Annotated in this window: 18 protein-coding genes and 1 pseudogene; 11 read left to right on the plus strand and 8 right to left on the minus strand. The window is 41.7% G+C overall.

What is annotated here, in order from left to right:
- Nucleotides 1-247 precede the first annotated feature (247 nt).
- Both EI162_RS08310 and EI162_RS08315 read left to right on the plus strand, forming a co-directional pair.
- The gene (locus EI162_RS08310) at nucleotides 248-1,324 is read left to right on the plus strand and encodes a glycosyltransferase (RefSeq protein ID WP_192523914.1); all 1,077 of its coding nucleotides are present in this window, start codon (nucleotides 248-250) and stop codon (nucleotides 1,322-1,324) included.
- A 59-nt stretch (nucleotides 1,325-1,383) separates the two neighbouring features.
- Complete coding sequence (locus EI162_RS08315; RefSeq protein ID WP_225736934.1) at nucleotides 1,384-2,352, plus strand: polysaccharide pyruvyl transferase family protein; 969 nt, start codon at nucleotides 1,384-1,386, stop codon at nucleotides 2,350-2,352.
- 24 nt (nucleotides 2,353-2,376) lie between these two features.
- Here the strand turns inward: EI162_RS08315 and EI162_RS08320 are convergent, their stop codons facing one another.
- From EI162_RS08320 to aspS, 4 genes are all read right to left on the minus strand, one after another.
- Nucleotides 2,377-3,231 (minus strand): hypothetical protein, encoded by an 855-nt coding sequence (locus EI162_RS08320; RefSeq protein ID WP_192523916.1) that lies wholly within the window; start codon nucleotides 3,229-3,231, stop codon nucleotides 2,377-2,379.
- Between the two features lie 29 nt (nucleotides 3,232-3,260).
- Nucleotides 3,261-4,004: a glycosyltransferase gene (locus EI162_RS08325; RefSeq protein ID WP_192523928.1), complete on the minus strand. Its 744-nt coding sequence runs from the start codon at nucleotides 4,002-4,004 to the stop codon at nucleotides 3,261-3,263.
- Nucleotides 4,005-4,172: 168 nt separating this feature from the next.
- Nucleotides 4,173-5,150, minus strand: a complete 978-nt coding sequence (locus EI162_RS08330) for a lysophospholipid acyltransferase family protein (RefSeq protein WP_192523917.1) — start codon at nucleotides 5,148-5,150, stop codon at nucleotides 4,173-4,175.
- Nucleotides 5,151-5,217: 67 nt separating this feature from the next.
- A complete protein-coding gene (gene aspS / locus EI162_RS08335) occupies nucleotides 5,218-7,044 on the minus strand; it encodes an aspartate--tRNA ligase (protein WP_192523929.1) in 1,827 nt (608 codons plus the stop codon).
- A 376-nt stretch (nucleotides 7,045-7,420) separates the two neighbouring features.
- Between aspS and sohB the strand changes: the two genes are divergently transcribed.
- The 5 genes from sohB to EI162_RS08360 all read left to right on the plus strand — a co-directional run bounded on the left by sohB (nucleotide 7,421) and on the right by EI162_RS08360 (nucleotide 13,620).
- On the plus strand, nucleotides 7,421-8,419 hold the full coding sequence (sohB, locus tag EI162_RS08340; protein ID WP_318779305.1) for a protease SohB: 999 nt from the start codon (nucleotides 7,421-7,423) through the stop codon (nucleotides 8,417-8,419).
- A 376-nt stretch (nucleotides 8,420-8,795) separates the two neighbouring features.
- A complete protein-coding gene (locus EI162_RS08345) occupies nucleotides 8,796-10,046 on the plus strand; it encodes an acyl-CoA dehydrogenase family protein (RefSeq protein ID WP_192523930.1) in 1,251 nt (416 codons plus the stop codon).
- A gap of 237 nt (nucleotides 10,047-10,283) precedes the next feature.
- Nucleotides 10,284-11,564, plus strand: a complete 1,281-nt coding sequence (locus EI162_RS08350; protein WP_192523919.1) for a phosphotransferase family protein — start codon at nucleotides 10,284-10,286, stop codon at nucleotides 11,562-11,564.
- Between the two features lie 47 nt (nucleotides 11,565-11,611).
- Nucleotides 11,612-12,370 carry a histidine phosphatase family protein gene (locus tag EI162_RS08355; protein WP_192523920.1) on the plus strand — a complete coding sequence of 253 codons (759 nt, stop codon included), beginning with the start codon at nucleotides 11,612-11,614 and terminating at the stop codon, nucleotides 12,368-12,370.
- A gap of 380 nt (nucleotides 12,371-12,750) precedes the next feature.
- Nucleotides 12,751-13,620, plus strand: a complete 870-nt coding sequence (locus EI162_RS08360; RefSeq protein WP_225736935.1) for an SDR family oxidoreductase — start codon at nucleotides 12,751-12,753, stop codon at nucleotides 13,618-13,620.
- A 113-nt stretch (nucleotides 13,621-13,733) separates the two neighbouring features.
- On the opposite strand, the gene EI162_RS08365 is transcribed toward EI162_RS08360, so the two are convergent.
- The 3 genes from EI162_RS08365 to EI162_RS08375 all read right to left on the minus strand — a co-directional run bounded on the left by EI162_RS08365 (nucleotide 13,734) and on the right by EI162_RS08375 (nucleotide 18,562).
- Entirely contained in the window at nucleotides 13,734-15,434 is a 1,701-nt protein-coding gene (locus EI162_RS08365; protein ID WP_192523921.1) for an AMP-binding protein, read from the minus strand.
- 406 nt (nucleotides 15,435-15,840) lie between these two features.
- The gene (locus EI162_RS08370) at nucleotides 15,841-17,538 is read right to left on the minus strand and encodes an AMP-binding protein (RefSeq protein ID WP_192523922.1); all 1,698 of its coding nucleotides are present in this window, start codon (nucleotides 17,536-17,538) and stop codon (nucleotides 15,841-15,843) included.
- 448 nt (nucleotides 17,539-17,986) lie between these two features.
- Entirely contained in the window at nucleotides 17,987-18,562 is a 576-nt protein-coding gene (locus EI162_RS08375) for a thioesterase family protein (protein WP_192523923.1), read from the minus strand.
- Nucleotides 18,563-18,803: 241 nt separating this feature from the next.
- Here EI162_RS08375 and xthA point away from each other — a divergent pair, with 241 nt between their 5' ends.
- From xthA to tnpB, 4 genes are all read left to right on the plus strand, one after another.
- The gene (gene xthA, locus EI162_RS08380; protein ID WP_192523924.1) at nucleotides 18,804-19,625 is read left to right on the plus strand and encodes an exodeoxyribonuclease III; all 822 of its coding nucleotides are present in this window, start codon (nucleotides 18,804-18,806) and stop codon (nucleotides 19,623-19,625) included.
- Between the two features lie 59 nt (nucleotides 19,626-19,684).
- A complete protein-coding gene (gene argJ, locus EI162_RS08385) occupies nucleotides 19,685-20,908 on the plus strand; it encodes a bifunctional glutamate N-acetyltransferase/amino-acid acetyltransferase ArgJ (RefSeq protein ID WP_192523925.1) in 1,224 nt (407 codons plus the stop codon).
- Nucleotides 20,909-21,184: 276 nt separating this feature from the next.
- Complete coding sequence (tnpA, locus tag EI162_RS08390) at nucleotides 21,185-21,580, plus strand: IS200/IS605 family transposase (RefSeq protein WP_192523926.1); 396 nt, start codon at nucleotides 21,185-21,187, stop codon at nucleotides 21,578-21,580.
- Complete coding sequence (tnpB, locus tag EI162_RS08395) at nucleotides 21,580-22,734, plus strand: IS200/IS605 family element RNA-guided endonuclease TnpB (protein WP_192523927.1); 1,155 nt, start codon at nucleotides 21,580-21,582, stop codon at nucleotides 22,732-22,734. Before tnpA ends, tnpB begins: the two co-directional genes overlap by 1 nt.
- A gap of 161 nt (nucleotides 22,735-22,895) precedes the next feature.
- Here tnpB and EI162_RS08400 read toward each other — a convergent pair.
- Nucleotides 22,896-23,035, minus strand: a pseudogene (locus EI162_RS08400) (IS982 family transposase); the annotation flags it as partial.

The following is a 23,035-nucleotide window of genomic DNA, read 5'->3' on the forward strand; positions in this document are numbered from 1 at the left end:
TTTGTGTCTTCATAACCTCAAATATATCATCTTGCTTTGGCTGTCACCCTCCTTTATTTCTTCAGCATACTTTCTGACACACCACCGATTATCGCGTCACTTCCTTTGGTGATTTTGGACAAAAAACCCATCGTCGTTATTCGGGCAATAAAATCACTCGCCCAAATGCGTCAAAATCACTTTTTGCTAAAATGTTTAATCGTTAAAAAAGTGCACATATTTTATATCTACAAATAGGTCATTATCTATGAGTCAGCAAAAAAAAATCGCTGTACTGGTCATTAATTGTCTGCAAGGTGGCGGCGCTGAGCGCTCTGTGCTGACATTAGGACAAGGGTTTTATGAACTTGGGTATGAGGTTCATATTGTTAGATTTAAGCCATTAGTAGAATATGACTTAAATCCTAACTTAAATTATCATTTGATTAGGTTTAAGCCCTATAAACTCATTCCTGGCGAGCTGCGCCGCTATAAAATATTTGCTCGCGTACTTGATAAGTATATTTTAAGTAATATTGGTCATCCGGATATTGTTTTATCTAATTTAAGGCATCCAGATACCATAATGTCTTATAGTAAACTACCTAATATTGCTAATATTAATCATAATACTATTTCATTACAATACGATATTAATGGAGATAAAAACGTTAAGAAGCGGTTAATAGAAATATACTCTAGTCATCCTTGTGTGAATGTAAGCAATGGCGTAAAAAATGATTTTATTAATAGTTTGGGAGAAATTACACCTACTATAACGATAAACAATCCAATTGATAGGTCTGAAATTCAGAAATTAGCGGATGCGTTTGTTCCTGAGTATAAAAATTACATCATTCACGTAGGAAGTTTTAAAGAAGTAAAGAGGCATGATATTTTATTAAAAGCATATGCTAAAACTAATAAATCCATGCCGCTACTATTGTTGGGTCAAGGGAAAAGAAAAGATGATATAAATAAGTTAATACATGATTTAGATTTAACTGAAAATGTTTTTTTATTGGGTTTTAAGAAAAATGTCTATCCATATATAAAACATGCTAAATTCAAAGTATTAACATCAAGTCGAGAAGGATTGCCGATGGTTATTTCAGAAGCTTTGGCACTTGGTACACCTGTTATAAGCACCGACTGTCAATCAGGACCACGAGAAATGTTACCTGAACGTAATCTAATGCCTGTCAACGATATAGAGGCTATATCTAAAAAAATATCAGAAGCTATGGAAGACCCTAAACAGTTTTCTTCTCCATTTGACACATCGTTACTTCCAATCGAAATTGCTAAAAAACATATCGATTTTATTCAAAGAAATGATGCATAAGTAATTGATAAGAACGTTAATTATATAAATTTTTTACAGTAGAGAGTTGAATAAAAAATATGATAACCGTATATGACACAGCGACAGGCTCATTAAATATCGGCGACTATATTATAATGGAAGCCGCTAAAAGAGAATTAAATGATATGTTTAAAGACGAGATATTTGATTACTTTGCAACACATAAAGTTTTGACGAGAGAAGAGCTGAATAGAGCTTGGATAAATTCGTTAGCTTTCGTATGCGGTACTAACTTGCTAAGAGGTTCTTGGCGTTTTAAAGCTGTAAAAAATCAATGGTCTATAAGTTTCTTTGATGGTTTTAAGATGCAACCAGCGATATTGTTGGGAGTAGGTTGGAATAATTATAGAAAAAAAACAAAATTACGAGCTAAAATATTCTATAGAAATGCTTTACGTAAAGACATATTGCACTCAGTAAGAGATAATTATACTAAAGAAAAGTTGGCATTATGTGGTATTCATAACGTTATCAATACAGGCTGCCCTACATTATGGGGCTTAGATGATAATCATTTGTCTACTATACCAAAGGCTAAATCAGGTACAGTGGTTTTTACACTAACAGATTATAGAAAAGATATTGAATTAGATAAGAAAATTATAAAAATTTTAAAGAAGCAATATGAACATGTATATTTCTGGCCTCAAGGTTCAAAAGATAGAAGCTACCTTATAGAAGAACTAGGCTCTGATAGTGTTACTGAAATAAATGATATTTTAATATTGGAGGAGTCGTTAGCCGCATTTGATACTTTGCTACAAAATGGCGAAGTGGATTATGTTGGTACACGGTTGCATGCAGGAATAAGAGCATTACAAAAGTCAAAGCGTTCAATTATTATCGGTGTGGATAATCGTGCTATTGAGATGCAAAAAGATATTAATTTACCAGTTGTTAGAAGAGAAAGAGTAGAGGAGTTAGATAGATTAATAGAAGAAGAATGGCAACCTGAATTAAATATCCCTTGGTGTGAAATAAAAAAATGGAAAGCACAGTTTTTATAAATTTATAACTGTGCTGAAGTAAAGCTAATTTGTCTCTAAGTTATTAAACAAGTCTTTTGATACGGGCGAATGATTAACAACGCTTACGTCATGATCGTTATAGGTTTGTCCTAGTAAATCAAAAGACGGCACAATCCGATCAGTAATAGCCTTGTCTAATTTACAAGGCGCACTGTTATCTTTATTCTCATAAAATCGAGGTTGATCATTATTCAATAAATCAATTCCATATAAATGGATCTCGCTGGCATGCCGTGAGAAAGCCAACTGGGCGGCGACGTAAGCAACCGTGCCTGCTTCTATAAAACCATGCGTCACATTTAAAGACAAACCGATAGGCGCAGGCTGATGCTGCGTATTGATAACAAAGTTGGGTTGATTAGCCAACATCGATAGCGATATTTTTCTATTACGTGAGAGTGACTTTGATAGTAGTTTACTAAACCAAGACTTATTAGTTTTCACAGCCCACGGCCTACCTGCAGGATAGATAATACGCATCGCACTATGGTATTTTTTTATGAGACTGGGGTGAGTGATTGCTAATGCTTCAAGCACTGCCAAAGTGGCATAGAGAGGCTGACCTGTGTAATAGTTATTTAAAATATTTGGCTGGTGTTTAACAAAACGCGCATCGCTAATGACATAGCCGACTATATGGGTAAAGTTGTGTTGAGCCGTTAAGCTAATACTCCCATTCACAAAAATAGTCGCTGTATCTACTAATTCTGCAAATGTCAAATCGGCAATAGATGGACCAGAGGCAATAATATTCACCCTTTGTCGGTGGAGATTTTGCTCGGCTTCGTTGGCATCAAAAGCAAGAATAGAAATACTTCGATTGTCAATATTAAAGGTAGCAGCAGGAGGTCGTTTCATGTTTAGCTCCGAATATCTCAAAGACTCAATTACACCCAATATTCCTGCAACCAAGGACTTGGTTTGACATGACGATACCATTTACCGCCGCCGCCTTTGATAGCGTCTGGTGGATTAATTTCACCATGAAAGATAACAATTTTTGCGCCTTCAGGTAACGTCGGTGCACGTACAAAATTCAAAGGAGTAGGCGCCATACACTGATATTTAAAACTGACACACCAGTTTTTATCCCAGTACTCTAAATGGTGATGCTCACGCAGATAGTTAGAAAGATAAGCCTGCTCATGACGAACCTGTGTACGAATGGTTTCAAAGTTGCGCTCAAAGTTTGCGAGCAAATTAGGATAGGAGCCCATACCGATATTAAAGCGATAAACCGAGCTATTGCCAATCATGCGCCATGGCTTTTTCCAGTCACGAATAATGACCACGCTGTCTTCATACTCAGCTCTATAAGTGAAAAAAGCATCAATATTATCGACGATAACGATATCGATGTCTAAGAATAAGGCGACACCTTTTAAATCATATAACTCTGGCTTAAAAGTCGTGAGCTTTTTCCAGCCACGCTCAGGCCCAGCGGGTAAATCCATTTCAGGTATAGGATAGCAAGCGACATTAGGGTCGATACCCGCGCTATCATCAGTCAAGCATACCATTTGGAAGTCTAAAGTAAGATGGCGACTGACCATATTATAAAGGCGATTGACGTATTCAGGACCATATTTATCGCCCCATTTCATACAAATGATATAACGCTGCTCAGACATATGGATGCCTGCTGGCGTTTGGTCTGTCGGTAAAGGGTTGGTTACGTCAGTTGCCATAATGCACTCATATTGATGTAAATGAAGGACTGATGAATAAGATTAAAAAGTTAGCCAATACTAGCATAGCTGTTGTTTGCGATATCTCTAAACGCTTAATTGATTGTACGGTTATTGCTCATTGCATTCATTGTTATGAGGTACATCGTTAGCACTATCTTGGTTGTGAGCAGAATGCCTATCCTGATTACTGCGAATAAAAGTAGTTAAGAGGGTTTTATCAGCCGTATAAGGATTACCTACAGTGGGTATGTGCTTAAAGCGTCGATAGCCCCACATATAATGACTGCAATTGTCTTTAATCATATGCTGCATCGCTTTATTAAGCGCATGAGTAGCGATTTCGGCGTTGCGGTCATAAAGTGCTGGATTATCAAGTTTATAACAGTAAATATCAAAGCCACGACCATCGTCACGGCGAATACAAGATAAGCCCACCAGTGCACATTTGGTTTTGCTAGCCAGTTTGGAGGCGAGGGTGCTGGTTAACGTCTCAACACCAAAGAAGGGTACGACGACACCACCTGATGGGTCGGGGACGTGATCAGGTAATACAATACTAAACCCCCCTTGTTTAAGCGTCTTAAAAACGGCTTTGACCCCGCTACCATCGGTAGGTACTAAAGTCGCATTGAGCCGCGCCCGCCCTTGTAGCACAAAGTCGTTGGTAATATCACCTTTGACTGGTTTATACATGATGGTTGGTGAACCAAACTGATTGAGCCAGGCGTTCATCATCTCCCACGTTCCCAGATGTGGAACGATTGCCAGCATGCCGTTAGGACTAGCAAGTCCTTCTAATAAAATGTCTTTATTATGCACATCACGAATCTGGGCGATACTCCATTCTGGTGGCATCGCCCAACTCTTAATCGACTCAATACTGGTTAAACATTGATGGTAAATAATGTCTTTGACAAGGATTTGTTTTTGCAAATTAGGCAAGGTATGAGCAATCAGTGCGATATTAGTATTCACTGTGCGCATGATACTGGCGTTAGGCATCTTTAAAATGACCCACGCAACAAAACGTGCCAGCATCTGCAAGACAGACAATGGCACGATTTTGAAGATATGATACGGATTCATAACCATTCACATGGTGACGAATCACGTAACCTGCACTGTAAAAAATATCTGCGCATTATTCAACCATTTATTGAGCAGGCTTGTTGGCGTCAGCCTGTACTTTTTCACGCACACGGATACCAAGCTCACGTAGCTGCTTGCTATCAACTTCAGCAGGTGCTTGCGTTAATGGGCACTCAGCTGTCTTAGTTTTTGGGAATGCAATGACGTCACGGATAGAGCCTGCACCGACCATCAGCATAATCAAGCGATCTAAACCAAAGGCTAGGCCACCATGCGGCGGCGCACCAAATTTGAGTGCATCCAATAAGAAACCAAATTTGTCCTCGGCCTCAGTTTCACCAATACCTAGCGCTTCTAACACTGCTTGCTGCATCTCAAACGTGTTGATACGCAAACTACCACCGCCAATTTCGGTACCGTTTAAGACCATGTCATAAGCAATCGACAGGGCGGCTTCTGGATTGTTTTTTAATTCTTCAACTGAGCCTTTAGGCTTAGTAAACGGGTGATGCATGGATGTCCACTTGCCGTCGTCCGTTTCTTCAAACATGGGGAAGTCAGTGACCCAAAGTGGCGCCCACTCACACGTAGTCATTTCAAGGTCGAGACCAATCTTTTGACGTAGTGCACCCATGGCGTCATTGACGATACTGGCTTTATCGGCACCAAAGAAGATAATATCACTGCTTTCTGCACCCGTACGTTCAATCAAACTCACCAATACATCATCAGTCATGTTTTTGATGATCGGTGATTGTAGACCAGATTCTTGGTCCACGCCGTTGTTAATATTGCTGGCATCATTGACTTTAATATAAGCCAAGCCGCGCGCGCCATAGATACCGACAAATTTGGTATAAGCATCTATTTGCTTGCGACTAAGCGAGCTACCACCAGGGATGCGTAGGGCAGCGACGCGACCTTTAGGATCATTGGCAGGGCCCGCGAATACTTTAAAGTCAACGTCTTTCATCAAGTCAGCAACGTCGACCAATTTCAATGGAATACGCAAATCAGGCTTATCTGACGCATAGTCACGCATTGCTTCAGCATAAGTCATACGCGGAAAGTCTGCAAACTCAACGTCCATCATGGTTTTAAACAGATGTTTGATAAGACCTTCGTTGATGTTCATGATTTCTTCTTCATTTAAGAAAGAAGTCTCAATGTCCACCTGGGTGAATTCTGGCTGACGGTCAGCACGTAAATCTTCGTCACGGAAGCATTTAGCGATTTGATAATAGCGATCAAAACCTGAAATCATTAATAATTGCTTAAATAACTGTGGCGACTGCGGCAAAGCAAAGAAGTTGCCCGGGCGTGTACGCGAAGGCACAAGATAGTCACGTGCGCCTTCAGGCGTGGCTTTGGTCAAAATAGGGGTTTCAACATCTAAGAAGCCATGGTCATCTAGGTAACGACGAATCGCTGAAGTGGCTTTAGCGCGGAAAACCATACGCTCTTGCATCTGTGGACGACGCATATCAAGGTAGCGATATTTTAGACGCAAGTCTTCTGATACTGTGGTGTTTTCATCATTCAAAGGGAATGGTGGCGTTTCAGACTTTGCCAATACTTCAATCTCTTTGCCCAATAGTTCCACTTGACCGCTGGTCATATTGTTGTTTTCGGTGCCTTCATAACGACGACGTACACGGCCTGTAATTTTTAGTACGTATTCAGGGCGTACTGCATCAGCAGTGGCAAAAGCTTCTGGGGTATCAGGGTCAACAACGACCTGTAAGATACCAGCGCGGTCACGCATGTCTAAAAAAATCACGCCACCGTGATCGCGACGACGATGTACCCAGCCCACGACACTAATAGTCTGATCAATTAAGCTTTCGGTTACGGCTCCGCAATATTCGTCTCGGTATTCGCTATGCGTCATAGTGCTTTGCGTCATAATAAGGTTATCCAGTTGTCAGCCCAATTCGAAGTACAATATGCAGCCATTGTTGCGCGTTTCAAGCTATTTGCAAAAAAAGCACAAACAACGCGATTAAGACAAATGGTCATCACGTTGGCTGCAGAAAATTTGATGTAAACGCATATTATGCCTAATCTGCCTTTGTTATACAACCAGCGGAGTCCAATCAAACCTTAGGAGTCAGTGCAGCCCAATCAAAGTATAAAAGTACCTCGATACCGACGAGTTTATTCAGTAACAATTGCCTTGGCGTAAATATCTGCATTTTGCTTGAAAATAGAGGTCGCTGGGCACATATCAAGATAACTAATAAAATGCTATTAAAATTATTTACACCATTCAAGGAATACTACTGATGCTGTTTCATCCTACTAAAAACCCTGTTGAGCTACGCGTTATTCATCTAAATAAAAATCAAGAACAACGTCGTGAAGACCTGATGGAGGCAACTCAAGGTAAAGCGGCGCTTAAGCAATTCAAAAAAGTGATGGCTAAAAAAGCCAAGCAAGCGCTAAAAGCAAAAACCAAGAATAAGAAAAAAAAGCACAATTCTAAACCACAAGTTTTCGTCCTTGATTTCGATGGCGATATGAAAGCCTCGGCGGTTAAGCATATGCGTGAAGAAATAAGTACGCTCATTGGCACTGCCAATAAAGGCGATGAAGTCGTCGTGCGCCTTGAGTCAGGCGGTGGCTTGGTTCATGGTTATGGACTGGCAGCGGCACAATTGGCACGTCTAAAAGATGCAGGTCTAACATTAACCGTCTGCGTGGATAAAATTGCGGCTAGTGGGGGCTATATGATGGCTTGTGTTGCAGACAACGTTATCGCTGCTCCATTTGCCGTGATTGGTTCTATCGGAGTGGTATCACAATTACCAAATTTCCATAAATGGCTCAAAAATCATGATGTCGATTATGAAATGTTTACCGCTGGTGACTATAAACGTACCGTGACTGTATTTGGCGAAAATGCTGCTGAGGATCGTGCCAAATATCAAGAAGAGCTAGAGCAAACGCACGAGTTGTTTAAGCATTTTGTCAATACTTACCGTCCAGCATTAGATGTCGATAAAGTGGCTACTGGAGAGCATTGGTATGGTGAAGACGCGCTAAAACTCAATTTAATTGATAGTCTGCAAACTTCGGACAGCTATATTTTAGAACGAATGGAAAACAACGAAGTCTATGCACTACATTCACGCCAAAAACCAACGCTAGCCGAAAAATTGGGATTGTCACAAGCGGCAGAAGCCACCGTAAATATGGCGATTGATAAGCTACCAGATGCTTTGATGCGTGTTGATCTGAATAGCCGCTTAAACATTCTAAAATAATGATATATATATCGTTCTATAATCGTTTCGCTTTTATTTTACCGAACTATAGTCCGTTAAAGATAAAAGCGAGTTATTTATATTAACGTGCCGCTGCTATAATTTTTAAATTGAATCGGCTATATATTGCTTATTTATTAATCGTTGAGCATCTTTGGTTTGTATGATGCATTGTTTGTATTTTGTAAAAGGCGTGTCCTAGCGGGTCGCGCCTTTTTGCTGTTTATTCATATTTGCTGTGTTATAAATGGGGCATACCAAAAAGAGTATACGTACGTACACTATAAGAGTCTCATCAAGTTTTAGTAAAAAATTTGATGAAGATAATCAACAACCAGCAAGAAAAAGGATGTCAGCTATGTCTACCGATACATTAATGTTTACGGCCACAGAACATGGTCAAGCCATGCACGCCAAAGTTAAAGCATTTATTGAAACCCATATTGAACCAATAGAAGCGCAGTTCTGGCAAGACCGTGAAGCGCAAAATCCTGATGGTGACTGGACAACATGGCAGTGGCCTGAAAAATATGAGAGCTTACGTAAGCAGGCGCGTGAAGCGGGGTTATGGAACTTATTCCTTCCTGATGATGAGTTGGGTGCAGGGCTGTCGGTTACTGATTATGCACCGATTGCTGAGCTGACTGGTCGTAGTTTATTAGCGCCTTATGTATTTAACTGTAATGCGCCTGATAGCGGCAATATGGAATTGTTATGGCGCTATGGTACACAAGAGCAGCAGGATAAATGGTTGACGCCGATACTTGAAGGCAAAACGCGCTCGGTGTTTTGTATGACTGAGCCTGATGTGGCTTCTAGTGATGCGACCAATATGCAAGCGACGGCTGTCGTGGAAGGTGATGAGATTATCATCAATGGTAGTAAATGGTGGTCATCGGGTCTTGGTGATCCAGCGGTTGACGTGTTGATTGTCATGGCATATACCCCCGATGAAAATAAAGACCGTCACCATCAGCACTCTATGGTCTTAGTGCCAGCAAAAACAGCGGGCGTCAATATCGAGCGTATGCTCAAAGTATTCGGTGATTACGATGCGCCGCATGGTCACGGCGAAGTCAGTTTTAATGAGGTACGTGTGCCAGTTAGTCACTTTATCGGTGGGCCGGGTATGGGCTTTGAAATTGCCCAAGGTCGCTTAGGGCCAGGTCGTATTCATCATTGCATGCGTTGTATTGGGGCTGCTGAAAAGTCATTAGAATTGGCGGTTAAGCGCGGCATGGAGCGCACCGCTTTTGGTAAGCCATTGCTTCAATTAGGCGGTAATTTTGAACGTATCGCTGACGCTCGTATCAAAATTGATCAAGCACGCCTATTAACTTTATATGCCGCACAAAAAATGGATGCGCAAGGCACCAAAGCGGCCTTAACGGAAATCTCTGCTATTAAAGTCGTTGCCCCAACGGTATTGCAAGAAGTGGTCGATATGGCGATTCAGATCCATGGCGGCATGGGTGTCTGCCAAGATACATTATTGCCAAGCTTCTTTGCCCAAGCACGGGCGCTACGCTTAGCAGATGGTCCCGATGAAGTGCATAAAACCATGATTGCCAAATTAGAATTAAAGCGTCAGGGTTTTAAACGTCCGTCGAAACCTGCTAAATCATAATTATAGAATGTTATTGAGCTTATAGTTTATACCAAACCCAAGAAGTAAGATTAGCTGTGTCAAACTCGTTTAGTCTACAAAGCGTAGTACTTTCACTCGTTTTCCTTGCTACTCTAATTTTTGTGAATGGTATTAAATAGAGAACAAGTTTAAAAAAGATTGATGAAAATTCACTATCGAATATTTGATAGTGGATTTTTAAATCTTAAACAATAACCACAAGATAAGGAATGTCTCATGGCAACTGCTAATAATGTTAAAAATAATAATAAAATATCAGATAAAGTACTGGATAAAGGGGGCGCTGTTCGCGAAGGCGAGGAGCTTGATGCTAAAGCCGTCAGTGAATGGCTACGAGCTCAAGGTGTTGAGATAGAAGGCGCGCCTACCGTAACGCAATTCTCAGGTGGTGCCTCTAACTGGACGTACCGCTTACAATATGAAAATAAAAGCTTGGATAACAGCCAAGACCTGATTTTACGTCGTCCACCAAAAGGCACTAAAGCCAAGTCGGCGCATGATATGGTGCGCGAATATACGGTACAAAAATCGCTAGAAAATGTTTATCCTTATGTGCCAAAAATGGTGGCGCTGTGTACTGACGAAGCCGTTATCGGTGCAGATTTTTATGTGATGGAGCGTATGGAAGGTATTATTCCTCGTGCCAATTTACCAAAAGGGGTTGATTTAGATACCGAGCAAACACGTAAGTTATGTACCAATGTCATCGATGCTTTGGTGGAGCTACACCAAGTGGATTACAAACAACACCCTGATTTGGTGAGTCTGGGTCGCGGCGATGGTTACTGTGAGCGCCAAGTTAGTGGCTGGGATAAGCGCTATGTCAAAGCCAAAACCCCTAACGTGCCAAGCTTTGCATTGGTACGGCAGTGGCTTGGTAAGCATACACCTGCTGATAGTAAAACCTGTGTCATACACAACGATTGGCGCTTTGACAATGTGATTTTGGCAGCTGACGATCCGACCAAAGTCATTGGCGTCCTTGATTGGGAGATGGCGACCCTTGGCGATCCTTTGATGGATTTGGGTAGCGCATTAGCGTACTGGATTGAAGAAGATGACAATATCATCATGCAGCAGTCACGCCGTCAGCCAACTCACCTAAAGGGTATGATGACCCGCGATGAAGTTGTTGCTTATTATCTTGAGCAGACGGGGTTAGAGATAGAAAATTGGACTTTTTATGAGGTCTTTGGTCTATTCCGTCTGGCGGGTATCGTTCAACAAATTTATTATCGCTACTATCATAAACAAACCACCAATCCAGCGTTTAAGAACTTTTGGATTATCGTCCATGTACTACATGCCAAATGTCTTAAACTGATTGCTCAGTATGAAGGAGAGGCGCTATTTACCAGTCATGTGCAGCCGCATCTGCAAGATATGGGCGTCGATGCTGCCACCGTTGAACAGCTACCAAACTCCGTACAAACTGTTATTAAAGGTATTTTGCCAAAAAGCTATTTTGCGCAAACCACTCAAAAGCCTGAAGAATAAATAGTTTAAGTAAAATTCAAGAAATATCAGTGATAAGGCAGTATTTTATGACAACCATACTTTTAGCACGTCATGGTCAAGCTTCATTTGGTCAAGAAAATTACGATCAGCTTTCAGAGCTTGGTGAGCAACAGGCACAAATGCTGGGTCAGCACTACGCGACTACTCAGCGCCAAATCGATGCTATTTTTACTGGCAGCTTGGTCAGGCAGCAGGATTCGGCCCGTCATTTTTGGGAGCGTTATCAGTCATCTTTTGACGCCAATAGCAATATACCTAGCACATCTGCAATCGACCTAAATACACCAGACAGCTATGTGCTGCCACAATTTGATGAGTTTAATCATAAAGACGTGTTTATCAAGTCTAATCCTGCCTTTGCTAGTAAAGGAGCCATCACAGCTGAGCTTGCTAAAGTGAATATACCAGTGACGCGTTTGGCTGAGCTGTTTGATCAGGCCATGCAGCGCTGGCATGCCGGTGATAATGATCATGATTATATCGAAAGCTGGACACAGTTTAATGAGCGGGCAACGCTGGCGCTTGAACAAGTACGCTTGCAAGTGGCAAAGATGGGTTTAGAGCGAGATAGTACCGTGCTAGTCTTTACTTCTGGCGGCATCATCGCAGCTATCACTGCACAATTGTTACAGCAGGGTAGCCAAACCGCTTATCAGCTCAATAAAAGCTTGGTCAATACTGGCGTAACGTCTATTACTTTCAAGGAGCAAAGTACACGATTATTGTCTTTAAATGAATATAGTCATTTATTCGCTGAAGGCAAACGCTTTGTGACATGGCGTTAAAATAACGGGCAGTTTTTTGCCACGTCTTTTAATAAGCTCTTATGTATAGTCGATCCACTATAAAACAAATACAGTGCTACTGGGATAAGTTTTGCGCTGCCTCTGTCTGCGCCGGCACAGCAAGCAAGGGAAATTTATCCCAGTAGCGCGTTATAATATTTGTACTTATTTTATGAAAGACTGACTATAGTCAAACTCAAATAACGCTGCTACTTATACAGTTCTGATATAAATATCTAGTCATGACGTTTATCGTCAGAGCCGCTATCATCAGGATTTATAATGAATGCATTATCAGCTCAAATAATACCAAAGCTAGATAGACAAACGAGAGGCTTCGCGCTATCTTGATATCGATATGGAGAAATAAGGGACAGTTCATGCAACATAAGTTAATGAGCCTAGTGGCAAAAACGGCTATTAAAAGTAAAGATCAATTATTTGGTGCCATACAGCCAGCGCGTTATCTAAAAGGCTTGAATAAGCAGCAGATTGGCCATGGCAAAACGATTTTAATCACTGGTGCTAGCTCAGGATTGGGCGAGGGCATGGCAAGGTTATTTGCTAAGCTTGGCTATAACTTGGCCATTTGTGCGCGGCGTACTGAGCGATTAGAAGGGCTGAAAACAGAATTGTCGGCACAATATCCTGATATTCGTATCGAGTATCGCGTGCTAGATGTCAGCGATTATGAGGCGATCTTTGAAGTGTTTGATGCGTTTGTGGGTGATTTTGGCCATATAGACCGTGTTGTGGTTAATGCGGGTATTGGTGATAGCCGCCGTATTGGCAAAGGCCGCTTTGATACTAACCGCCGTACGGTTGAGATCAACTTTGTATCAGCATTGGCACAGTGCGAAGCAGCGATGAATATTTTCCGCGCTCAAAATAGTGGACATCTGGTGGTGATATCGAGCATGTCAGCGATGCGCGGACTGCCTAAGCATCTGACAGCCTATGGGGCGAGTAAAGCGGGCTTGGCTCATCTAGCGGAAGGCATTCGTGCTGATATGTTGTTAACCAAACTGCCGATTCAGATTTCTACTATTTATCCAGGTTATATCCGTACCGAAATCAATACCAATGCCAAACCATTACCATTTGAAGTGGATGCAGATACGGGCACCAAAGCCATCGTTGCAGCGATTGAAGCTGGAGTAGAGGAAGCTTGTGTGCCAAGTTTACCGTGGTCGATCGTCGGTCAAGCAATGAAGCATTTGCCATTACAAATAGTGAATAAAGTCAGTTAGCAACACTGTATTATTTTTAAATTAGAACGACTATATTGGCATTAGAGTAAGCGGAAAATAAGATCAAAAAAGCCCTCCACATCACATGTGGAGGGCTTTTATCGTTTTGGAGGCTATAAAGCTTGAGGGTTGTCTAACATGTGTTTTTCACGTAGTTTTTGACGCAGCACTTTACCCACGTTACTTTTTGGTAGCTCGCTGACAAACTCGATATGACGCGGGCATTTATAGCCCGTCATATTGTCTAATGCAAACTCTTTGATAGCACTTTTGGTCACGTTATTGTCTGCAGGCACCACATATATTTTGACCGCTTCGCCTTGACGCTCATCAGGAATGCCAATTACCGCACAATCAACAATACCTTTATAATCCAGCATGACAGATTCGATCTCATTCGGGAAGACGTTAAATCCTGAGACTAAAACCATGTCTTTTTTGCGATCAAGTAGGGTGATGTAACCCCTTTCATCCATACTGATAATATCGCCTGTACGGAAATAACCATCGCTGGTAAAATCATTAGTGTTGTCTTTATTAAGGTAGCCCGAGGTGATATTTGGCCCTTTGATACACATCTCGCCAGCTTGATGTAAGCCTACACGGTTACCTTCATCATCTACGACGATGATATCGACACTAGGTACTGGTATGCCTATGGTGCCGTTAAACTTTCTGTCAGTGATGACATTGGCCGTACCAGCCGCCACACCTTCGGTCATACCCCAACCTTCAACCATCGGGCAGCCAGTGACTTCTAACCAGCGAGCTGCCGTCTGTTCAGTGGCAGCCATACCACCAGCTTGTGAAATACGTAGCGAGCTAAAATCTAAATCTTTAAAGGTTGGTTGATCCAGTAGTCCTTTAAATAGCGTATTAACCGCAGGGAAGATATGGAACGGCTGTTTGGATAACGTTTTGACAAAACCAGGCATATCGCGTGGGTTGGGTACCAGTATAAAGGTATACCCTGAACGCATGCCCAAAAGGCTGAGCATAAAGGCAAAAATATGATACAGCGGTAACGCCATGACCATATTGATGTACACTTCATTGATGTCTGAAGTGACAGGGCGATACCAGGCTTCTGACTGCATGGCGGCAGCGACGACATTACGCTGAGTCAATATAGCCCCTTTAGATAGCCCTGTCGTACCACCAGTGTATTGCAAAATAGCTTTTTGTTGTAGGGCGGTTGTTGGTGCTTTAAAAGGTAGGTTTTTGCCTTTTTTTAATACATCAGGAAATTTAGTAACATTATATTTAGGGTCATTAAGATTATACTTAGGCACTAAACGCTTAACCTGACGGATAACGGTATTAACCAAAATACCTTTTAGTCCCATCATGTCGCCCATTTTTGATAGGACAATACGCTTGATATTGGTCTCTTCGATCACTTGCTCGAGTGCTTGAGCGAAGTTGTCGACCACAAAAATAACCTGAGCGCCCGAATCATTTAGTTGATGACGCAATTCGCGACCCGTATATAGCGGGTTGACAGGGGTACAGACGTAGCCAGCACGCAAAATACCAATCATCGTCGGCAAGTATTGTGGTACGTTTGGCATCATAACTGCCACCACGCTACCTTTGGGAATATCTTGCGCTTGTAACCATGCCGCTATGGCAAGAGAGGCTTTATCGACATCACCATACGTATGAGTGACACCCATACAGATAGTCATTGGGTGCATACGAAAACGGTTAAAGCATTCTTCATATAGCTCTATGAGGTTTTCATACTGATCAGGGTTGATAGTTTTTGGTACGTTTTGAGGGTACTGATCGAGCCAAGGTTTATCTACTGTCATATTTAGCGTCCTTAAATGTTGAGATAAGTTAAGGTTTTATAAGAAAGTAGTCACATCCATGTCAACAATACCAGTCATCGCTTTGAGGGCAATGGATTGTCGCGTGCTATCCCATTTATTCACAGACTGCTGAAATACGGTAACCTCTATATAATGATATTTTAACTAAGTGACATATTTTGGCAACACATTAACATAATTACCATTGATTCCGTTATTTTCATACAAGAACTTGATAGTTTATTATTAAGTTTGATAAACCAAAGAATATATGTTGCAAAATAGAGAAGACAGGATGTTTGGTAAGCTGAAATGAACGTTTTTCTCAGTTAGGCATCAAGGGGTTAAGGAAAAAACGCCTCACATATTATGTAAGGCGCTTGTTACGATATAGGTTTTATATCATTTAGAATTGAGGGTTATCTGCCATGTGTTTTTCGCGGAGTTTTTGACGCAGTACTTTACCCACATTACTTTTTGGTAGCTCGCTGACAAACTCGATATGACGTGGGCATTTATAGCCCGTCATATTGTCTAATGCAAACTCTTTGATAGCGCTTTTGGTCACGTTATTGTCTGCAGGGATAACATATATTTTGACTGTTTCGCCTTGACGCTCATCAGGAATGCCAATCACCGCACAATCAATAATACCCTCATAATCGAGCATGACCGATTCAACTTCATTTGGGAAGACGTTAAATCCTGAGACCAGAATCATATCTTTTTTGCGGTCCAATAGTCTAAAGTAGCCTTTTTCATCCATGCTGACGATATCGCCAGTACGGAAATATCCATCGCTGGTAAAGTCGTCGCTACTGTCTCTATTGAGATAGCCTGAGGTGATGTTAGGGCCTTTTACGCACATCTCGCCTGCCTGATTGACCCCAACGCGATTGCCCTCGTCATCAATAATAACAATATCTACGCTAGGGACGGGAACACCAATAGTGCCGTTGAACTTACGATCAGTGACGACGTTGGCTGTACCCACGGCAACACCCTCAGTCATACCCCAGCCCTCAATCATGGCACAGCCTGTCGTCTCAAGCCAGCGTTTGGCAGTTTGCTCTGTCGCAGCCATACCACCAGCTTGTGAGATACGCAATGAGCTAAAATCCAAGTCTTTAAAGTTTGGATTATCCAGCAACCCTTTAAACAAGGTATTAACCGCAGGGAAAATATGAAACGGCTGTTTTGATAATGTTTTGACAAACCCTGGTATGTCACGTGGATTAGGTACCAGAATAAAAGTATAACCCGAGCGCATACCGAGTGAGCTAAGCATAAAGGCAAAAATATGATACAGCGGTAACGCCATGACCATATTGATATAAACCTCGTTGATCTCTGAGGTAATAGGCCGTGTCCATGCTTCTGATTGCATAGCAGCTGCGACGATATTACGCTGAGATAAAATTGCACCTTTTGATAGCCCCGTCGTACCACCGGTGTACTGTAAAAAGGCTTTTTGATCCAAAGTCATTTTTGGCTTTTGGAAAGGCAGGTTTCTACCTTTTTTGAGCACGTCAGGTAATTTGGTGACGTCATATTTAGGGTCATTAAGGTTGTATTTAGGTACTAAACGCTTAACTTGACGGATGATGGTATTCACTAGAATACCTTTCAGACCCATCATGTCGCCCATTTTTGATAGGACAATACGTTTGATATTGGTCTCTTCAATGACTTGCTCGAGTGCTTGAGCGAAGTTGTCGACCACAAATATAGCTTGAGCCCCTGAATCATTTAGTTGATGACGGAGCTCGCGACCGGTATATAGCGGGTTAACAGGCGTACAAACGTAACCAGCACGCAAAATACCAATCATTGTCGGCAAATATTGCGGTACGTTTGGCATCATGAGTGCCACCACACTGCCTTGAGGCAACCCTTGCGCTTGTAGCCATGCTGCAACGGCAAGTGAGGCTTTATCAATATCATCGTAGGTATGGGTAACGCCCATACAAATACTCATCGGATGCAGACGAAAGCGATCAAAGCACTCCTCGTACAGCTCCATGATGCTGCCATATTTATCTGGGTTGATCGTTTTAGGTACACCATTGGGATATTGGGCAAGCCAAGGTTTGTTCGGCGTCATGTCAGCGTCCTTGAAGTTCTAAATAGGGTGGGATTGTGTAATAAAGCAGCCATATCCGTGTCAATAAAACTTATCAGCGCTGACGTAAATCGTTTGCCGCTGAGAGCGATAATATCCTTATCTATTGACGGACCGCTAAGTTTTGTTACTTCGTTCAGTTGCGATGAATGATAAAAGTGTGAAAGTCTAATGAGTGAATTTTAGAAAATACGCTTAAATAAGATCTCTTACTGATTACCTATCACTAAAAATAATGTATTAAGTATAAAATGATACATTTAAGCAATACATTAGCATGAATCTATGTAAATACACTATTAACATGCGCGTACTGCTCAGTACATACAATATAGCTATAAATGAATGTATTTAGAGGTTAAGGAGTGGACACTAAAACCGTCATTGTAACAATAAACGGTTGTTCATCTTTAGGCCGTGATTTGAAAAATTACTCAGCAATATGTTGTGCTATCGCTTGCTCGATAGTGGTGCGTAGGGTCTGTGGTACACGGATGGGGCGCATGGGGGTGGCAGTAGCGCCAGTATCGTTGCTACCGATTTTATCTTTAGATATCGATTCTGGTCTAATTTGGTTTTGTACGCAGGCAATGACAATTTTGGTGCTACTTAATAAGCTGTTGCTAGTTTTGGCATTGTTATCTGCTGTATGACGATGGATGCTTTGATAGAATATAATACTGGCAGGTTTTAGCTCGACTTTATCGATGCGCACATTGATAACTTCATCTAAGAGAATGGCTTTTTTGTATTGTAAGTCTGCTTGGCTTACGACGAAGTGCTGCACGTCACCAGCATCAGTCTGTAAGAAATAACCATTCAAACCCAGCTTGGTAAACCAATCACGTCGGCAGTTTTCAAAAAAGACCAAATGATTGGCGTGATAGACTATACCGCCCGCATCAGTATGGTTAATATACACCTTATAATCTGTCGCAAATAGTGGTGTGGTTTCATTATTCATAGTCGCCGCTGCGTTGGTACTTTTGTGGATAGTGGTTGTCATAAAAATGCTCAATATTTTAATAAGTTTTATTTGGTGAAGTCTTTTTCTACCAAGCGTTGCTTAGGGGTTGAATTCTATACAGACCCTAATAATTCTGCCAATAATAACTACTCTAGCTTAAGATATAAAGGCACGCAACAGATAGGTTGGTCTACGTCTGTTATCATAGTCGCTTACATTTGGCGGTATCTCATATATTCGTATCAAAACCCCATTTCAATCAATCAGTATAGGATAGTTTATGACCCGTTTTGTTTGTTTTAATGTCAATGGTATTCGCGCTCGTCAGCATCAGCTTGAGTCAGTGCGAGAGACAATCGATCCTGACGTCATGGGGCTACAAGAAACCAAAGTTCACGATGAGCAATTTCCGCTTGAAAATGTGGAAAGTTTGGGCTATCACGTCGAATATTTTGGTCAAAAAGCCCATTACGGCGTCGCATTATTGTCCAAAGTTGCGCCTATTTTTGTACAAAAAGGTTTTCCTGGTGAAGATGAAGACGCACAAAAACGCTTTATCCATGCACGCTACGAGCTGCAAGGGCGTGAGATTGATGTGCTCAATGGTTACTTTCCACAAGGGGAGAGCCAAGATCATCCGACCAAGTTTCCGATGAAGCGCGCTTATTATGCCGATTTGATAAAGTATATCGACACTTTAAAAGCAGAAGGGCGCTCGCTTGTCATTATGGGTGATATGAATGTGGCACCTGAAGATATCGATATCGGCATTGGTGAAGTCAATGCCAAACGCTGGCTTAAAAATAGAAAAACCTCCTTTTTGCCAGAGGAGCGCGAGTGGTATAGTGACCTTATGGCGCGTGAGCTGACTGATACTTATCGTTTGCATTATCCAGAGAGTACCGAGTTATACAGCTGGTTTGATTATCGCAGTCGTGGCTTCAACGATGAGCCTAAGCGCGGTTTACGTATCGATCATATCTTGTGCACCGCAGATTTAGTCGATAATTGTGTCGATGCAGGCATCAGTTACGAGCTACGTGCCATGGAAAAACCGTCTGATCATGCACCAATTTGGTCAGCGTTTGATTTAAGTAAATGATAGGTTCGTCTCTCTCTTTCTATAAATGATGATAAAAATTAAAACATAAGGATTTCACTATGGCCGTTGGCAACGTTGCAGTACCTAATACTATTTATCCTATTAAAGGTATAAAATTAAGCGCCACCGCAGCGGGCGTACGTTATAAAGATCGTGATGACTTGGTGCTGATTGAAATAGCGGATACCGCCACCACTGCGATTGTCACCACTAAGAACGCCTTTTGTGCTGCGCCTGTGCGAGTGTTACGTGAGCACTTTGCTAAAGTCTCGCCGCGTTATTTGGTGACCAATACCGGTAATGCTAATGCTGGTACGGGTGCTGATGGTAAGCGCCGTGCTGTAGATATCTGCGCTGCATTGGCAGACAAAGCTGGCGTGGCTACCGATACCGTTTTGCCGTTCTCTACTGGGGTGATTGGTGAGCCGTTAAATAGCGATGCAGTCATTGCTGGTTTAGATGATGCCTTGGCTAACTTAGCACCTGATAATTGGCTCGCCGCCGCGAATGGTATCCTGACTACTGATACCATTCCTAAGCTTGCCAGCCAAAAAGTTGATGTTTCTGGGAGTAGTTATCACATTACTGGCATGTCAAAAGGCTCAGGAATGATACGCCCTAACATGGCTACCATGCTCGGCTATGTGGCAACGGATGCCAATATCGCTGCTGATTTATTACAAGAGATGCTAAGCGCCATCAATGAGCAATCTTTTAATCGCATTACTGTCGATGGTGATACTTCTACTAACGACTGCTGTGTATTGATAGCGACAGGCGCAGCGAACTCAGAGGTCATTGATAGCATTGAGCATCCACATTATCAGCCAGTATTGACAGCATTGACCGAAGTGTTTGTCCGTCTGGCGCAGTTGATTGTACGTGATGGTGAAGGCGCTACTAAGTTTATGACTGTAAAAGTTACTGGCGGCAAGGTAACACAAGAATGCTGTGATGTGGCTTATGCCGTCGCCCATTCACCCTTAGTGAAAACAGCGTTTTTCGCCAGTGATGCCAATTGGGGCCGTATCTTAGCTGCAGTTGGTTATGCAGGCGTTGAAGACCTCGATACAGAGCAGGTCGATGTCTATCTAGACGAAGTGATGATTTGTCAAAACGGTGGCGTCGCACCAAGTTATACGGAGGCGGCGGGTAATACGGTAATGAGTCGCCCTGAGATTACCATTCATATCGACCTAGCACGTGGCGATGCCAGTGATACGGTTTATACTTGTGACTTATCGTACGATTACGTCAAAATAAATGCTGATTATCGTAGTTAAAGGCTGCTAATGCTATAAGTTTTTATGGCTTGCTGTTGAATATGCCCTAGTATTAATAAGCTTTATAAATCACTGTATCCCCAAGCCAGAGTCGATAATACTCTGGCTTTTTGCTGTTTGTATCTTGGTTGGTATCAATTTACTATTCTATTTAACATTTTACCGCAGAAATCCCCTACCTCTAAGGTAGTGGGGTGAATGCGTTTGACCTTGCGTGATTATTATTATATGATAAATATCTAATTCAGTCTATTTATATAAAGGCCTTATAATAAAATGCTTTTAGACACTAATTATCATTCAGTCTTTCTGCTAAATTACCATCTAATTTTAGTAACTAAATACCGTAGACAGGTTTTTGATGACGAAGTATCGGACAGAGCAAAAGCTATCTTTGAGCGCATTGCACCCGATTATAAGATTGATGTTGTTGAATGGAATCACGACAAAGATCATGTTCATATTTTATTCAAAGCACACCCCAAAACCGAAATTAGTAAATTCATTAACACCTATAAATCAGCAAGCAGTCGATTATTGAAAAAAGAATTTCCTAAGATTAAAACCAAGCTTTGGGAAGATAAGTTTTGGTCGCAATCATTCTGCCTAATCACGACTGGCGGTGCGCCTCTTGAAGTTATTAAAAAATATATCGTTGATCAAGGTAAATAATGACTAAGCAAATCCTTAAAGCCTATAAAGTCAGGTTGTACCCAAACGAGGATCAGCAGATATTCTTTGCTAAGTCGTTTGGTTGCACGCGCTTTATTTGGAATAGGATGCTTGCCGACAAGATTGATTATTACCAAGCCACTAAAACCACCTTAAACAACACACCAGCTCAGTACAAAAAAGAATTTGAATGGCTCAAAGAAGTCGATAGCTTGGCACTAGCCAATGTTCAACAAAACCTAAGAGCTGCCTACAGTAAATTCTTTAAAGGTGGTACTGGCTTCCCTAAGTTCAAGAAAAAAGGCATTAAAGACAGCTATACCACCAACAATCAGAAAGGAACGGTAGCGATCACAGACAGCACCGTTAAACTGCCGAAAATCGGTCATATCAATGCCAAATTCCCCGATAAAATAAACGGCTTGATTAAGAGCGCCACCATCAGCCGTACCCCATCAGGTAAGTATTTTGCCAGCCTGTTAGTCGAAACTATTGTTAATGAGCTACCAAAAACCCAATCAAACATCGGTATTGATTTAGGATTGACAGACTTTATCGTCTTATCGGACGGATGTAGAGTTGCCAATCCTAAGTTTCTAGCAAAGCTGCAAGACAAACTGGCGCGAGAACAAAAGATTTTAGCCAAGCGCAGAGCGGTTGCCAAAGCGGATCAGCGCAAGCTGTCAGAGAGCCGTAATTATCAGAAGCAAAAAATAAAAGTTGCCAAGGTCTATGAGAAAATAACCAATACCCGCAAAGACTTTCTACATAAGCTCTCATTCAACATCATCAAAAACCACGATGTGATTGCCATAGAGGACTTGAATGTAAAGGGTATGGTTAAGAACAGGAAGCTTGCCAAAGCCATATCGGACAGCTCATGGTCGTCATTCACCACCATGCTGGCCTATAAAGCAGAGTGGTACGGTAAAACGCTTGTCAAAATAGACCGGTGGTATCCATCCTCTAAGACCTGCTCAAACTGTGGTCACTTGCTAACGAAAGCTGAATTACCGCTGTCGGTGCGATCTTGGAATTGTCCAAGTTGTTTGCAAGAAAATGACCGCGACCTTAACGCCAGTATCAATATCTTAAACCAAGGATTGATACTAGCTAAACACTCAAAAACTGTCGGTGCGACAGGGTTAGCTTAGTAAATTTGCTTAACCTCTGATACAGAATATCGTATCAAGTATGAGCATTACCTAAGAAACCCCTACTTCTAAAGTAGTGGGTAGTTCATTACGTATTATTAACATCAGTTGCAAAAGCTGACGTTACTTTACAAACCAGTTGTAGAGAGTAAACCCCACTCTCAACTTGAAATAAGCAACTCAAACTGAAGAGGCGGGTTACCAAGTTTTTTGTTGAGTACAAAGCATAGATTATGTGACAGAATCTTACGAATCAATCGATGAGACAAATGCCATAAATCTCTTGCTCGTACCCTTTGTA

It is taken from the genome of Psychrobacter sp. FME6 (genome assembly GCF_014861365.1).
GTDB lineage: Bacteria > Pseudomonadota > Gammaproteobacteria > Pseudomonadales > Moraxellaceae > Psychrobacter.

Bases quoted from the DNA above. Each gene is read 5' to 3' on its own strand.
- EI162_RS08310 (WP_192523914.1), top strand. From the start codon at position 248: ATGAGTCAGCAAAAAAAAATCGCTGTACTGGTCATTAATTGTCTGCAA.
- EI162_RS08315 (WP_225736934.1), top strand. From the start codon at position 1,384: ATGATAACCGTATATGACACAGCGACAGGCTCATTAAATATCGGCGAC.
- EI162_RS08320 (WP_192523916.1), bottom strand. From the start codon at position 3,231: ATGAAACGACCTCCTGCTGCTACCTTTAATATTGACAATCGAAGTATT.
- EI162_RS08325 (WP_192523928.1), bottom strand. From the start codon at position 4,004: ATGTCTGAGCAGCGTTATATCATTTGTATGAAATGGGGCGATAAATAT.
- EI162_RS08330 (WP_192523917.1), bottom strand. From the start codon at position 5,150: ATGAATCCGTATCATATCTTCAAAATCGTGCCATTGTCTGTCTTGCAG.
- aspS (WP_192523929.1), bottom strand. From the start codon at position 7,044: ATGACGCATAGCGAATACCGAGACGAATATTGCGGAGCCGTAACCGAA.
- EI162_RS08345 (WP_192523930.1), top strand. From the start codon at position 8,796: ATGTTTACGGCCACAGAACATGGTCAAGCCATGCACGCCAAAGTTAAA.
- EI162_RS08350 (WP_192523919.1), top strand. From the start codon at position 10,284: ATGGCAACTGCTAATAATGTTAAAAATAATAATAAAATATCAGATAAA.
- EI162_RS08355 (WP_192523920.1), top strand. From the start codon at position 11,612: ATGACAACCATACTTTTAGCACGTCATGGTCAAGCTTCATTTGGTCAA.
- EI162_RS08360 (WP_225736935.1), top strand. From the start codon at position 12,751: ATGCAACATAAGTTAATGAGCCTAGTGGCAAAAACGGCTATTAAAAGT.
- EI162_RS08365 (WP_192523921.1), bottom strand. From the start codon at position 15,434: ATGACAGTAGATAAACCTTGGCTCGATCAGTACCCTCAAAACGTACCA.
- EI162_RS08370 (WP_192523922.1), bottom strand. From the start codon at position 17,538: ATGACGCCGAACAAACCTTGGCTTGCCCAATATCCCAATGGTGTACCT.
- EI162_RS08375 (WP_192523923.1), bottom strand. From the start codon at position 18,562: ATGACAACCACTATCCACAAAAGTACCAACGCAGCGGCGACTATGAAT.
- xthA (WP_192523924.1), top strand. From the start codon at position 18,804: ATGACCCGTTTTGTTTGTTTTAATGTCAATGGTATTCGCGCTCGTCAG.
- argJ (WP_192523925.1), top strand. From the start codon at position 19,685: ATGGCCGTTGGCAACGTTGCAGTACCTAATACTATTTATCCTATTAAA.
- tnpA (WP_192523926.1), top strand. From the start codon at position 21,185: ATGCTTTTAGACACTAATTATCATTCAGTCTTTCTGCTAAATTACCAT.
- tnpB (WP_192523927.1), top strand. From the start codon at position 21,580: ATGACTAAGCAAATCCTTAAAGCCTATAAAGTCAGGTTGTACCCAAAC.